Source organism: Enterobacter sp. ku-bf2 (assembly GCF_001742765.1).
GTDB classification, from domain to species: Bacteria; Pseudomonadota; Gammaproteobacteria; order Enterobacterales; family Enterobacteriaceae; genus Enterobacter; species Enterobacter quasiroggenkampii.
This window is the reverse complement of the sequence record NZ_MDVW01000001.1, coordinates 160,924-174,236: the sequence shown is the minus strand read 5'-3', so window position 1 is coordinate 174,236 and position 13,313 is coordinate 160,924. Positions and strand designations below refer to the sequence as shown.

Here is a 13,313-nt window from a genome sequence, read left to right as displayed (position 1 = left end):
GCACCTGAACTTTTCCCTGTGGTGTGCCCGTGGCTCAAAACTCCGTATTTCTTCCTGAACAATTCCTGGCGCAGATGCGCGAGGCGCTTCCTTCTCACCTGTCGTTAGACGATTTTATCGCCGCCTGCCAGCGTCCGTTACGCCGGAGTATTCGCGTCAATACGCTGAAAATCAGCGTCGAAGATTTTCTGGCGCTGGTCGCGCCCTACAGCTGGCAGCTTACGCCGGTACCGTGGTGCGCTGAGGGGTTCTGGATCGAGCGCGATGACGAAGACGCCGTGCCGCTGGGAAGCACCGCGGAACATCTGAGCGGTCTGTTCTATATCCAGGAGGCCAGCTCGATGCTGCCGGTGGCTGCCCTGTTCGCAGAGGGCAACGCGCCCGCTCGCGTGATGGATGTGGCCGCGGCGCCTGGCTCAAAAACCACGCAAATTGCCGCCCGCATGGGTAACCGCGGTGCGATCCTCGCCAACGAGTTTTCCGCCAGCCGCGTGAAGGTATTGCATGCCAATATCAGCCGCTGCGGTATTCATAATGTTGCCCTGACGCACTTCGACGGCCGCGTGTTTGGCGCCGCCTTGCCGGAAGCCTTCGACGCCATCCTGCTGGACGCCCCCTGCTCCGGCGAAGGGGTGGTGCGTAAAGATCCCGATGCGTTAAAGAACTGGTCCGTGGAAAGCAACCTTGAGATCGCCGCCACGCAGCGGGAGCTGATCGAGAGCGCATTCCATGCCCTGCGCCCTGGCGGCACGCTGGTCTATTCAACGTGCACCTTAAACCGCGATGAAAACGAAGACGTCTGCTTGTGGCTGAAAGCGCAATACCCGGATGCGGTCGAGTTCCTGCCGCTCGACGATCTGTTTGCCTCAGCACAGGAGGCGGCCACCCCTGAGGGTTTCCTTCATGTGTTCCCACAGATTTACGACTGCGAAGGCTTCTTTGTGGCGCGTCTGCGTAAAACACAGGCGGTTGCTCCCCTGCCCGCACCTAAATTCAAGGTCGGCAACTTCCCGTTTGCCCCCCTCAAAGGGCGCGATGCAGCACAGCTTATCGCCGCCGCCGAAAAAGTTGGCCTGGCCTGGGATGAGAGCCTGCACCTCTGGATGCGTGATAAAGAGGTATGGCTGTTCCCGGCTGAGATCGAGCCGCTCATCGGAAAGGTCCGTTTTTCCCGAATCGGTGTCCGCCTGGCGGAAGTGCATAATAAAGGCTATCGCTGGCAGCATGAGGCCGTCATCGCCCTTGCCGGACGCGAGAATACCTTTGCCCTGACGCATCAGGAAGCCGAAGAGTGGTATCGTGGTCGCGATGTCTATCCGGACAGCACGCCAACAGGCGATGAAGTGATCGTGACGTATCAGGGATACCCGCTCGGGCTGGCAAAAAAAGTCGGTTCACGACTGAAAAACAGCTACCCGCGCGAGCTGGTTCGCGATGGACGGCTGTTTACCGGTAACGATCGCACGACCTGAAAAAAAGCGCATTTTTTTACTGGCGATTTTGCTCTCCTTGTCTACGATCAAAAATGGGTGGCCGCACTGGTCATACCAGATTTTGACAACCGACCCGGAGAGCACTATGACGAAAACCAGCGTGCGTATTGGCGCTTTTGAAATCGACGACGCAGAGCTGCGCGGCGAAGCACAAGGCGATCGAACGTTAAGTATTCCCTGCAAATCCGACCCGGATTTGTGCATGCAGCTCGATGCATGGGATGCAGACACCAGCGTCCCGGCAATACTTGATGGCGAACACTCAGTCCTTTACCGTGAGCATTACGATAGTAAAACCGATGCCTGGGTCATGCGTCTTGCCTGACCTAAAGAGAACCCGCCCGAAGGCGGGTTATTTATTACTGCAGCTGCGCCAGCGTAAAGTAACCGTCAAATACGGCGCCCGTATCAATGTAGTGAAGATTGTCAAAATCATACCTTCTGTCGACAGGCGTATGTCCGAACCAGAAATGATCCGCACCGCTGATGCCCTGCCCTTTACCCACCATAAACCCCATCAACCGATCGCGGTCCCATAAAACGCGATGGGCACTGACCGGTTTTTGCCAGCAGTATTCCGCTGCCGGATAATCCGCATGGGCAATCACGTTCAGACCGTTCGCACAGGTTATCTCAATGATATGCGGTAAATCGCGACAGGCCTCGAGCAACGACAGCGCAAGCTGTTGCTGGTCGCGTTCAAGTTGCGCAAACCACATTCCGCCATTCATCATCCAGAGAGAAAAATCGTTATTATCCAGACCGTCGAGCGCCATTTGCTCATGGTTGCCCCGGACGGCACGAAACCATTTTTCACGAATTAACTGCAGGCATTTCACGCTATCAGGCCCACGATCGATCATATCCCCAACGGAAATAAGCAAATCCTCATACGGGTTAAAATGACGGCGTTTAAGCTCCTCCATAAGCCACTGATAACAGCCATGTATATCGCTGACAACCCAGACGTGACGCCACATCCCACCTTCAATTCGCTGATACATAGCTCCTCCTGTTAACAGTATAGCCGCCGCAGAAAATGCAACAGGCGGGCGTGGTCCTCACGAAGTGAAACAAACGGTAAACCAAACAGAAATAAAGATCCTCGCGCTATTAATCCCTTTTTCCTGGCTCTTTAGAATAAAGGGAGAAAAAAAGAGGGGTCTTCACGTGTCTAATACGCACCTGCATAACGATGTTTTCTATCCGCATCGCACAAATATTATTTCCGAGCTGGTGAACGGCAAACGCGTCCCGGGACCGATCTGGCGCAAACGCGAATATCGCCTGAAGTTCCTGTTACGTTCGCTGGTGTTCTGGTCTTCTACCCATCGCATGCTGGAGGCGCTTTCTGGTCGCGACGATTTCGACAAACTGCTGGCCTCTCAAATTACATTGCCAAGCAAAACCCACCGGCAGTACCTGATGCGCGGTTTGACGGCTAACGATCGCGCCGACGCGATCGTTAGCCATTATTACTGGATTGATAGCCTGAAAGAGAGCTGCCTCGCCCAGGCCCTGACCAGCCCGCAGGAGCAACCCGTTGCGCAGTTCCATGCAAAAGACGGTGTTATCTATACGGTCAATGCGTCCTCTGCGGGGAAAGCCGAGCGTGAAGGTGAAAGCACGCTGTGGCTTCGCGACAACGAGGATACGCTGCTGGCCAGCCTGACCTTTAGCGTCGCGCGCAGCAATGGTCAGCAAGTCATGGTCATTGGCGGGCTTCAGGGTCCCCGCCGCAGCGTAACGCGTGACGTGATTAAACAGGCCACCCGCGCCTGCCACGGCTTGTTCCCAAAGCGCGTGTTGATGGAAGTGCTTTTCCAGCTGGCTGCACAGTCCTCTGTCCGGGCGATTTTTGCCGTCAGCGATGAGGGCCACGTATTCCGCGCGTTGCGCTATCGCCTCAGCAAAGGCCGCCATTTCCACGCCAGCTATGATGAATTCTGGGCATCTCTGGACGGTAAAAAACTCTCCGCTTTCTGCTGGCAGCTGCCGCTGCAGATGACACGCAAATCCCTTGAAGAGATCGCCAGTAAAAAACGCGCTGAATACCGCCGTCGCTTTGAGCTGCTTGATGAAATTGAGGCATCGGTTAAGTCGCACTTTTAGACCCCGTACCCACTTTGTTGAATTGCAATAGAAAAATTAACAAGGCAGGCAAACGGGCTGAATTTAGCTATGCCGTATTGTGAATTACAAAAAAGTTCTTAAGGGATGCTCTGTATCGTAAAGGTAGTGTTCGAAAACGATTTCTTTTACGCCACAATTAACCTTTTATTATTCAAATAGTTAAGCATTAAAAACCCGTCAAGTACGGGTTTTTAATGCTTACCAATACATCCATTCGGTCTGAATGTCGGTGTGCGCTGAGTTCCAAAATATTATCAAACTGAAGAACAAGCAGAGAGCTTTAATTCAGTTACATGCTTTTGCATAAAGTTCATTAAATGCTTTGATCTGAGATCGAACTTCATCGACCAGAAATTTATCATCAGTTGCGTAAGCTATCGGTCGTCGTGAATACTTGAAGCCCAGAACCAAATGATATGGTTCGGCAGCAATAAAACGAGCACCTATTTTTCGGCCTAGTTGAGTCTCACCAGAGAGAATACCGCAAACATAGGGATGCCCTTCAGAATGATGTAATGACATTTCCGTAAAAGAAACTGGCTTGGTTGTATCTAAGTCGCTGTCACAGAGACCAATCATCATTTTCCTTGTTTGCTTATCTTCAAAATTTCTTGCTAGCTGCTCTTTGAACACATTGCAACTATCAGGATTTCCTGCCCCGCGCTTAAAGAATTCAATCACTGCAGGTTTTACAGCTTCAAAATTGTATTGTTCTTGAGCATGACTGCCCTGGGCCACGGTTAAGAGTATAAACAGGAGTAAATTCTGTGTCTTCATGGACGCCATTCCCTAAAAATATCTCTTAACATATCGGCAGATTTTGGATTTACCCAACTTATTTTATCCAAATGTTCGAACCCCGCTCTGCGGAGAAAGAAAACCTGGACCGCTAACTCCTGACGGTCTTCCCCGGGCGTTCGAGAGATAAGGGATTCACCCGGGTTGAAATTCGGACCTTACTCGCCACCTTTCCATGAGAGCAGAAGCCTCGCGAACAGACCCTATGAAAAGGAGCGCGGAGAGGAGTTTGCTCAATGCTTGCTCGGCCACAAAAATTTAACAATGACCAAAAAATACCTGGACGTACGCGGTGCAGATTATGTTATGGTTTAGACAGGATATGGAATATTCGAGTAATTTTCTGGGCATTTCGGGTAAAGACCGAAAAACGCTTGAGAAACAAATAGATAAAAAGAGACCGAATACGATTCCTGTATTCGGTCCAGGGAAATGGCTCTTGGGAGAGAGCCGTGCGCTAAAAGTTGGCATTAATGCAGGCTAAGTCGCCTTGCCTTTTAAGAATAGATGACGACGCCAGGTTTTCCAGTCCACAGCTAAAGCGGTCGGAAAAAAAGCGCCAGAGCATCATAAAATGTGAAAAACCGCAGTGCTTTCGCAAGCATCTGCGGTTTTTTATTGGAAACCTGAACGTTAGCAGAGCTTGTCGGCGCGCTCGATAAACGGGGCCAGACTCATTTTCTGGCCCGGATTCGCCGGGTCATCGATCTGAATAATGCTAATCGGCTGGCCGCTGCTCTTTCCGCTGGCCACCTGCTGATCGGCGGTTTCATTTAACGGGTATTGCACCAGCGTGCTCGGGTTGATGGCATACAGCGCATGGCCCGGACGGCAGGTCAGCATCACCTCTTCGCGGTTGAACGCCCATTTATCCTTACCCACTTCAAAACGGCTGACGGTGATAACCTGCGGTGCGGCAAACGCGCTCCCCGTGCAGGCCAGCAATATGAGAGAAAGTACTGTCTTTTTCATATGATATTTAACCTTGTCAGAAGGGTTCCCAGGTGGCGAACAGACTGACCGTTGCCAGTACCAGCACCCCCAGCACCACTTCTGCCTGTGTCATCCTGATAAAAATCTGTTGTGCTCGCCCGGTCTCCGGACGAAACCGTGGCACCAGAAAATACCGATTTGCCAGCGCAATTACCACCATCAACGCCACCAGCGCACATTTGAACAACAAAAACTGCACGTAGCCAGCCTGCCAGGGAATATGGACGCCCAGTATCATGAGCGCATTGATCGCTCCGCTGAGCAGCACGCCCGCGACGGCATAATGGCCCACGCGCGAGAAGCGCATCATGGTATAGATGGCGGCATTCTGCCAGCGCCCTTTCGCCAGACGCATACAGAACAGCAGGGGCAGTAATCCGCCCAGCCAGGCTGCGGCACAGATCAGGTGAAAAGCGTGATTAAGGCGCTGCAACGCCCCCATCGGACCGTCGTTCATCGCCGCGTGCCCTACCCCCGCCAGCAGGATAAGCTGCCCCATGGCGAGCAGCAGCAGCCGCGAACCTTTCAGCGGCGCGAGCCATGCTGCAGCGACAGTCATCGCAGCGAGAATCATTTGCCACAGCCAGACGCCGCCAAACTGTGTCCTCATCACGCCGTACCAGACCTGCGGGGCAAACACATCTCCCCAGCCGTTACCCATCAGTCCGCCCTGAAGCATAAACATCAGGAGTGCAGCCGCCAGGCTCACTAAGGCCGCCACTTTCTGCTGCAGCTGGAAACGCCGGGACATCAGCCGCTGGAGAGAGGAAGGGGCAAACCAGACGCTGTAAAGCGCGTTGCCAAAAACCAGCATCAGCGCCCCGAAATGGATAAAGCGCAACCCGATATAACACAGCGCCAGCATGCTATTTCACGCTAAAGTGATAGCTGCCTTTGGTTTTATGACCGTCTACAGAGACGACATGCCAGTCCACCTGGTACGTCCCTGACGTCAGCGTTTGTTCCAGCGGAACGGTGAGTTGCGTCTTGTTCTTTTCGTCTCGCGTAGCGGTACCCGTTTTGATGACCTGCTTTTGTGCGTCCGTCACCACCACACCGCTAAATCCCGGTTCGATGCCTTCTGAAAAATGCAGTGTAAGTGCCTGCGGAGCGCTCACCACGCTGTCCGCTGCCGGGATCGGCTGCTTAAGATGCGCATGCGCCAGCGCGGAGGAGGTCATCATTGTAGAGGTCAGAAAAACCAGTGCGCATACCGCGCGGGAAGCGGAGAAACCCATCGCAATCATTCCTTTTTGTTATGTCTGTATGCTAAAGAATAACGCTGTATAATAAACGAGTCGAGGAACATCCTGCCTCCGCTTGTCATCGTCGTGCAATCGCGGTAACGTTGCCGCCGCAGAAAAAGGAGAAGGTAATGAAGATCAATCTGGCCGCCCTTCCACAGGACGAGATGGATAAAGTGAATGTCGATCTCGCTGCCGCTGGCGTCGCGTTCAAAGAGCGTTACAACATGCCTGTCGTGGCTGAAGTCGTTGAACGGGAACAGCCCGCCCATCTGCGCGACTGGTTTCGCGAAAGACTCATCGCCCACCGTCTCGCCTCGGTTAACCTCTCCCGTTTACCGTACGAACCTAAAGTTAAATAAGCTTAACGAGCCGTTACACTTCCTTACGCTGAATCTGGCAGGATAAGAAAACCCTGATAAATTTAGGTGTATTCTTAAATCTCTGCGACTCAGTGTATAAGGAAGTCACGATGTCACATTGGAATATAGCGGCAGCCCAGTATGGTGGGCAGCATCAGAGTGTCGATGACCATATCACGCACCACCTGCGCTTCATCGCCGAAGCAGCACGGCAGCGGTGCGATCTGCTGGTGTTCCCTGAACTTTCATTAACAGGCTCGGGTAACACTACGCTACCTCCCCCACCCAATGACGCGCAGCTGGAACCGCTGCTGGACGCGGCGCATTTTTACCGGATTACCGTGATTGCCGGGCTCCCCCTGGAACGGAACGGTCAGCGCCAGAAAGGCCTCGCGCTCTTCACGCCCGCCCGTCACCGCATCCTGCGCTACCCGCAAGGTAGCGGTGCCAGCCTGGTGCCGGGGGAGAAACAGCTCAGCATTATTGATGCGCATGCCGATTCCCCCAATCTCGATCCCAGAGCGTCGCTGTTTACCAGCAGCCAGTCCGTGGAAGATCACCGCTGGCGGCAGTCCATCAGTACCCTGCAGCGCTTCGCGCATAAATATGCCATTGCGGTGCTGATGGCGAACGCCTGCGGCGGTAGCGCGCTGTGGGATGAAAAAGGCCAGCTGATCGTCCGCGCCGATCGGGGCGAGCTGCTGTTAACCGGCACGCTCGGCGGAGAGGGTTGGCAAGGCGATATCATTCCTTTAGGCTAGGCGTTTTAAGCTCAGGAGTGTTCAATGCTGCGCGTCATCGATACCGAAACTTGCGATCTTCAGGGCGGAATTGTGGAAGTGGCCTCTGTCGACGTGGTTGATGGGAAAATCGTCAACCCTATGAGCCATCTGGTGCGTCCCGACCGCCCCATCAGCCCTCAGGCGATGGCTATTCATCGCATTACCGAATCGATGGTGGCGGACAAGCCGTGGATCGAAGAGATCATTCCCCACTATTACGGTAGCCCCTGGTACGTCGCGCATAACGCCAGTTTTGACCGCCGGGTGCTTCCTGAGATGCCGGGGGAATGGATTTGTACCATGAAGCTGGCGCGTCGCCTCTGGCCGGGCATTAAATACAGCAATATGGCGCTGTACAAGTCCCGCAAGCTCAGCGTCCGCACGCCTGAAGGGCTTCACCATCACCGGGCCCTGTATGACTGCTATATCACCGCCGCGCTACTCATCGATATTATGAACACCTCGGGCTGGACGCCGGACGATATGGCAACGATTACCGGACGCCCCGCACTGCTGACCACGTTTACTTTTGGTAAATACCGGGGCAGAGCGGTGTCGGATATTGCGGATAAAGACCCGGGCTATTTACGCTGGCTGTATAACAACCTCGATAAAATGAGCCCGGAACTGCGCCTGACGCTGAAGCACTATCTGGGCGAAGCTTAACGCTCCGCACGGCCTGGCAGCGTCTCCTGCGCCAGGCCAATCAGGAAGGCATATTCCAGAGCAACCCCTTCGTAGGATTTAAATCGACCCGATTTCCCGCCGTGACCGGAGTCCATATCGGTACACAGCAGCAGCAGGTTGTCGTCGGTTTTCAGCTCCCGCAGTTTCGCCACCCATTTTGCCGGCTCCCAGTACTGCACCTGAGAATCATGCAGACCGGTGGTGACCAGCATGTGGGGATAAGCTTTCGCTTCCACGTTATCGTACGGGCTGTACGTTTTCATATAGCGGTAGTAAATCTCATCCTGCGGATTCCCCCACTCTTCAAACTCCCCTGTTGTAAGGGGGATGGATTCATCGAGCATGGTCGTCACCACATCGACAAACGGCACCTGCGCGACAATTCCCTTAAAGCGCTCGGGGCGCTCGTTGATCACCGCCCCCATCAGCATGCCCCCCGCGCTGCCGCCCATGCCAAAGCAGAGCTGCGGATCGCCATAGCCCTGCTCAATCAGCGCATCACAGACGTCAAGGTAGTCATTGAAGGTGTTTTTCTTTTTCAGGAATTTCCCGTCCTCATACCAGTGCTGCCCCAGCTCACCGCCGCCGCGAATATGGGCGATGGCGAAAACAAAGCCGCGGTCGAGCAGGCTTAATCGGCTGCTGCTGAAATCGGCATCCATGCTTGAGCCGTAGGAGCCGTACCCGTACACCAGGATCGGGTTTTTGCCTTTCTGGAAATGGGCTTTGTGATAGACGAGCGAGACGGGGACCTCGACGCCATCCCGGGCGGTGACCCACAGGTGCTCGCTGCGGTAGTTTTCAGACTCAAACCCTTTGACCTCGGTCTGTTTAATCACCTGGCGCTGCCCGGTATCCATGTCCAGCTCAAACAGGGTGTCCGGTGTGGTCATCGATGAGTAACCGTAGCGCAGCCGCGAGGATTCAGGTTCCGGGTTGAAACCAATCCACGTCACATAGGCCGGGTCGTCGAACGCGATCCCCACCACTTCCCGCGTTTTACGGTTGATTTGCCGGATACTGGTCAGCCCGCGCTGACGCTCCTCCACCACCAGCCAGTCGGTGAACAGGGTGAACCCTTCCAGCATCACCTGATCCCGCGCGGGAATAAGCACCTCCCACTTGCGCTCATCGCGCACTTTGGTTTTATAGAGACCAAAGTTTTTACCCTCGCGATTCGAGCGCAGATAAAAGCTGTGCTGGAAGTGATCCAGGCTGTACTCATGATCCTTCCGGCGCGGCAGGAAACAGAGCGGCTGGGCGTCGGGCAGCTCGGCATCCAGCAGCAGGACTTCCGACGTCGTGGCGCTGGCCAGGAAGATAATCACATAATGGCGCGAGGAGGTTTTATGCAGGCTGACATAGAACGTTTCGTCTTTCTCTTCATAGACCAGCTCGTCGTCTGCAGAGTCCGTTCCCACGGTATGCCGCCATACCTGATAGGGCAGCAGCGTAGAGGCATGCTTTTTGACGTAGTAAACCGTCTCGGAATCATTCGCCCAGACAAAATCCGGGGAGACGTTTTCCAGCATTTCAGGATACCAGTTGCCGGTGTCCAGATTGCGAAAACGCAGGCCGTACTGGCGACGCGAGAGATAATCCTCCGCCAGCGCCATTACCGCGTTATCCGGTGAAATGGACATGCCGCCCAGAGTATAAAACTCGCTGTGGGCGGCGCGCTGGTTGGCATCCAGCAGAATATCCCACGCATCCCATTCGGCGCTCAGCACCGACTGACGCTGGTAGATGGGATACTCGTTGCCGGGCTCGTAAATATGGCGGTAGCGATAGCCGTTTTTGGTCCAGGGCGCCGAGATATCGCGCTGAGGAATGCGCTGCACCATCTCATTCAGCAGCTGGTCCTGAAGCGTCTGCTGGCTGGACATGACCTTGCGGCCGTAGTCATTTTCCTCGTGCAGGTAGTCGAGCACCTCTGGCCGGGAGCGCGAATCGTCCCGTAGCCAGTAATAGTTGTCTATACGCGTATCGCCATGCGTGGTGATCGCATAAGGTATACGTCGGGCTTTCGGTGGCATGTCATCATTCTTTTTAGTTTTACACCCTATAAGGTTGGCAAAACCCACGCATGATGCAAGCGAAACCGGATCGCAACGGCGAGCACTAGCCCTGTAACGCCTGTTTTTGTTCCCGGATATCCCGCTCAATGCCCTCACGCACGTCCTGGGGGATCTTCAGCGCGTCTCCAAGCGCATTCAGGTAGCTGCGTTCCATAAAGTGATCGATATCGATGGCGGCACAGCTGAGGAAATAGAGTTCAAGCGCCTCTTCCTCATTTTTCACGCTTTGCGCCAGACGCTGCGGCTCCAGAGGCTGTTCAATGGCCTGCGCCACCAGCGCTCTGCCCTTCTCTTCAACGCCAGCTTCACGCAACTGCTGTTCGATCGCCAGTCGCTCCTTATCGTCAATATGCCCGTCACTTTTCGCGGCAAAAACCAGCGCCAGGATCAACCGTTCAGTACGCAGATCCAGCGGCGAGGTATGCTCGCCATAATGCGGTTCGTCGCTGTGCGCGGTTCGGACCCTGTCCTTGTATTTATTCCACAGGACGGTGCCCGCAATGGCGCCCCCACCGGCCAGCAGCGCGCCTGTCCCGTACTTTGCCAGCAGCTTGCGCGAGGATTTATTCGCGACCAGCAGGCCAGCCAGCCCGCCGAGCGCCCCGGGTACCAGCAGTTTACTGAGGTCCCGCTCGCCGGAAGACGATGTTTTCTGCCCTAACAGTGATTGCAATTGATTTAGCCAGCCAGACATGATTTCCCTCACTTAACGGTGAATATGTTCCACAGCGTAAGCGAGCAGGCGTCAGGAAATGTCTGGCCGGGCTAAAGAAGCGCAAATTTCTTCCTCCCGCGCTTAGCGGTGCACAAGACAGACGCAAACGTTTTCGTTTATACTGCCCGCAACTTTTTCAGGGGGATTGTTATGATTCGTTTAGGAACCGCGCTGCGACCTGCGGCGACGCGAGTGATGCTGTTGGGATCGGGCGAGCTGGGAAAAGAGGTCGCCATTGAGTGCCAGCGTTTAGGCGTGGAAGTCATTGCCGTAGATCGTTACGCCGATGCGCCCGCCATGCACGTCGCCCATCGTTCTTATGTGATTAACATGCTGGATGGCGATGCCCTTCGCGAGCTGATTACGCGCGAGAAACCCGATTTCGTTGTACCGGAAATTGAAGCTATCGCCACCGATACGCTGATTGCGCTTGAGCAGGAAGGCCAGCGCGTGGTGCCCTGCGCGAAAGCCGCAAAGCTAACCATGAACCGCGAAGGCATTCGTCGCCTGGCGGCGGAAGAGCTGGAATTGCCCACCTCGGGCTATCGTTTTGCTGGCGATAAGGCCGCATTCCAGCAGGCCGTAGAGGAGATTGGTTACCCGTGCATCGTTAAGCCGGTGATGAGCTCCTCCGGTAAAGGACAGAGCTTCATTCGCGACAGCAGCACGCTGGACAAGGCGTGGGATTACGCCCAGCAGGGTGGCCGCGCCGGTGCCGGTCGCGTCATCGTCGAAGGCGTGGTGAAGTTTGATTTCGAGATAACCCTGCTGACCGTCAGCGCCGTTGACGGCGTCCATTTCTGCGACCCGATTGGCCACCGCCAGGAAGATGGCGATTACCGCGAATCCTGGCAGCCGCAGCAGATGAGCGCTCTGGCGCTGGAGCGTGCGCAGGCGATCGCCCGTAAAACCGTCCTGGCGTTGGGCGGCTATGGCCTGTTCGGCGTGGAGCTGTTTGTTTGCGGCGATGAGGTGATTTTCAGCGAAGTCTCCCCTCGCCCGCATGACACCGGCATGGTCACGCTCATTTCGCAGGATCTTTCCGAGTTCGCTCTGCACGTGCGCGCCTTCCTCGGCCTGCCCGTCGGCGGTATCCGTCAGTTCGGCCCGGCCGCCTCGGCGGTGATCCTGCCGCAGTTAACCAGCCAGAACGTTACGTTTGATAACGTCGACGCGGCGGTGGGTGCCGGGTTGCAGGTACGTTTATTCGGTAAGCCGGAGATCGACGGAACCCGTCGTCTTGGCGTGGCATTAGCCACCGCGGATAACGTTGACGACGCCGTGGCAAGAGCGAAAGCGGCCGCAGCAAGCGTTAAGGTAGAGGGATAAAAAAACGGGCCGAAAGGCCCGTTTTTCATGCGACGAATGACTTACTGCTTCGCGCCTTCCACCGCTTCGCGAGCCAGTTTTGTGATGCGATCCCAGTCGCCCGCTTCCAGCGCATCCGCCGGAACCAGCCATGAGCCACCGATGCACAGCACGCTTTTCAGCGCCAGGTAGTCACGGTAGTTGGCAGGAGAGATACCGCCTGTCGGGCAGAAGCGTACCTGAGAGAATGGACCCGCAATCGCCTGCAGCGCTTTGGTGCCGCCGTTCGCTTCCGCCGGGAAGAATTTAAACTCTTTCAGACCGTAGTCCATGCCCAGCATCAGTTCAGAGACGGTGCTGATACCCGGGATCAGCGGAATAGTGCCTTCGGTCGCGGCCTTCAGCAGCGACTCGGTCAGGCCCGGGCTGATGGCAAACTGTGCGCCCGCTTCGGTCACTTCAGCCAGCTGTTTTGCGTTCGTCACGGTACCCGCACCGATGATGGCATCCGGCACTTCTTTAGCAATGGCGCGAATGGCATCCATCGCGCAGGCGGTACGCAGGGTCACTTCCAGAACGCGAACGCCGCCCGCAACCAGCGCTTTCGCCATCGGTACAGCGTGCTCCAGCTTGTTTACCACGATAACCGGCACGACAGGGCCCGTGGTCAGGATTGCTTCTGCACTTGTTTTCCAGTTTTTCATCAGAGTTTTCTCTCGC

General features: G+C 55.3%; 15 protein-coding genes. 7 read left to right on the top strand and 8 right to left on the bottom strand.

The genetic code is table 11. The features are described from left to right. Window positions 1–29 precede the first annotated feature (29 nt). Window positions 30–1,472, top strand: a complete 1,443-nt coding sequence (gene rsmF, locus BFG58_RS00840) for a 16S rRNA (cytosine(1407)-C(5))-methyltransferase RsmF (RefSeq protein WP_069718997.1) — start codon at window positions 30–32, stop codon at window positions 1,470–1,472. A gap of 106 nt (window positions 1,473–1,578) precedes the next feature. Then, window positions 1,579–1,818, top strand: a complete 240-nt coding sequence (locus tag BFG58_RS00835) for a YebV family protein (protein ID WP_008500472.1) — start codon at window positions 1,579–1,581, stop codon at window positions 1,816–1,818. A 34-nt stretch (window positions 1,819–1,852) separates the two neighbouring features. Here the strand turns inward: BFG58_RS00835 and pphA are convergent, their stop codons facing one another. Next, window positions 1,853–2,497, bottom strand: coding sequence for a protein-serine/threonine phosphatase (gene pphA / locus BFG58_RS00830; RefSeq protein WP_045908224.1), 645 nt, complete (start codon window positions 2,495–2,497; stop codon window positions 1,853–1,855). A 166-nt stretch (window positions 2,498–2,663) separates the two neighbouring features. Here pphA and BFG58_RS00825 point away from each other — a divergent pair, with 166 nt between their 5' ends. Beyond that, a complete protein-coding gene (locus BFG58_RS00825; RefSeq protein WP_069718996.1) occupies window positions 2,664–3,605 on the top strand; it encodes a VirK/YbjX family protein in 942 nt (313 codons plus the stop codon). 306 nt (window positions 3,606–3,911) lie between these two features. Here the strand turns inward: BFG58_RS00825 and BFG58_RS00820 are convergent, their stop codons facing one another. From BFG58_RS00820 to yobA, 4 genes are all read right to left on the bottom strand, one after another. Beyond that, window positions 3,912–4,403: a hypothetical protein gene (locus BFG58_RS00820; protein ID WP_063621985.1), complete on the bottom strand. Its 492-nt coding sequence runs from the start codon at window positions 4,401–4,403 to the stop codon at window positions 3,912–3,914. A gap of 654 nt (window positions 4,404–5,057) precedes the next feature. Then, the gene (locus BFG58_RS00815; RefSeq protein WP_069718995.1) at window positions 5,058–5,396 is read right to left on the bottom strand and encodes a YebY family protein; all 339 of its coding nucleotides are present in this window, start codon (window positions 5,394–5,396) and stop codon (window positions 5,058–5,060) included. A gap of 16 nt (window positions 5,397–5,412) precedes the next feature. After that, window positions 5,413–6,282 carry a copper homeostasis membrane protein CopD gene (gene copD / locus BFG58_RS00810; RefSeq protein WP_069718994.1) on the bottom strand — a complete coding sequence of 290 codons (870 nt, stop codon included), beginning with the start codon at window positions 6,280–6,282 and terminating at the stop codon, window positions 5,413–5,415. Between the two features lies 1 nt (window position 6,283). Beyond that, window positions 6,284–6,655, bottom strand: a complete 372-nt coding sequence (gene yobA / locus BFG58_RS00805) for a CopC domain-containing protein YobA (RefSeq protein ID WP_069718993.1) — start codon at window positions 6,653–6,655, stop codon at window positions 6,284–6,286. Between the two features lie 137 nt (window positions 6,656–6,792). Between yobA and BFG58_RS00800 the strand changes: the two genes are divergently transcribed. The 3 genes from BFG58_RS00800 to exoX all read left to right on the top strand — a co-directional run bounded on the left by BFG58_RS00800 (window position 6,793) and on the right by exoX (window position 8,471). Then, window positions 6,793–7,023 (top strand): DNA polymerase III subunit theta, encoded by a 231-nt coding sequence (locus BFG58_RS00800; RefSeq protein ID WP_008500465.1) that lies wholly within the window; start codon window positions 6,793–6,795, stop codon window positions 7,021–7,023. 110 nt (window positions 7,024–7,133) lie between these two features. Then, window positions 7,134–7,784, top strand: coding sequence for a carbon-nitrogen hydrolase family protein (locus tag BFG58_RS00795; RefSeq protein WP_069718992.1), 651 nt, complete (start codon window positions 7,134–7,136; stop codon window positions 7,782–7,784). A gap of 24 nt (window positions 7,785–7,808) precedes the next feature. Further along, window positions 7,809–8,471, top strand: a complete 663-nt coding sequence (exoX, locus tag BFG58_RS00790; RefSeq protein ID WP_008500463.1) for an exodeoxyribonuclease X — start codon at window positions 7,809–7,811, stop codon at window positions 8,469–8,471. On the opposite strand, the gene ptrB is transcribed toward exoX, so the two are convergent. Together ptrB and BFG58_RS00780 are read right to left on the bottom strand one after the other, a co-directional pair. Further along, complete coding sequence (ptrB, locus tag BFG58_RS00785; RefSeq protein ID WP_069718991.1) at window positions 8,468–10,528, bottom strand: oligopeptidase B; 2,061 nt, start codon at window positions 10,526–10,528, stop codon at window positions 8,468–8,470. The two genes, exoX and ptrB, sit on opposite strands and share 4 nt — an antisense overlap. 85 nt (window positions 10,529–10,613) lie before the next feature. Next, entirely contained in the window at window positions 10,614–11,264 is a 651-nt protein-coding gene (locus BFG58_RS00780) for a tellurite resistance TerB family protein (protein WP_008500461.1), read from the bottom strand. 171 nt (window positions 11,265–11,435) lie between these two features. Between BFG58_RS00780 and purT the strand changes: the two genes are divergently transcribed. Further along, window positions 11,436–12,614: a formate-dependent phosphoribosylglycinamide formyltransferase gene (purT, locus tag BFG58_RS00775; protein WP_069718990.1), complete on the top strand. Its 1,179-nt coding sequence runs from the start codon at window positions 11,436–11,438 to the stop codon at window positions 12,612–12,614. 41 nt (window positions 12,615–12,655) lie between these two features. Here purT and kdgA read toward each other — a convergent pair whose 3' ends face one another. After that, window positions 12,656–13,297: a bifunctional 4-hydroxy-2-oxoglutarate aldolase/2-dehydro-3-deoxy-phosphogluconate aldolase gene (kdgA, locus tag BFG58_RS00770; RefSeq protein ID WP_008500459.1), complete on the bottom strand. Its 642-nt coding sequence runs from the start codon at window positions 13,295–13,297 to the stop codon at window positions 12,656–12,658. Between the last annotated feature and the right edge of the window lie 16 nt (window positions 13,298–13,313).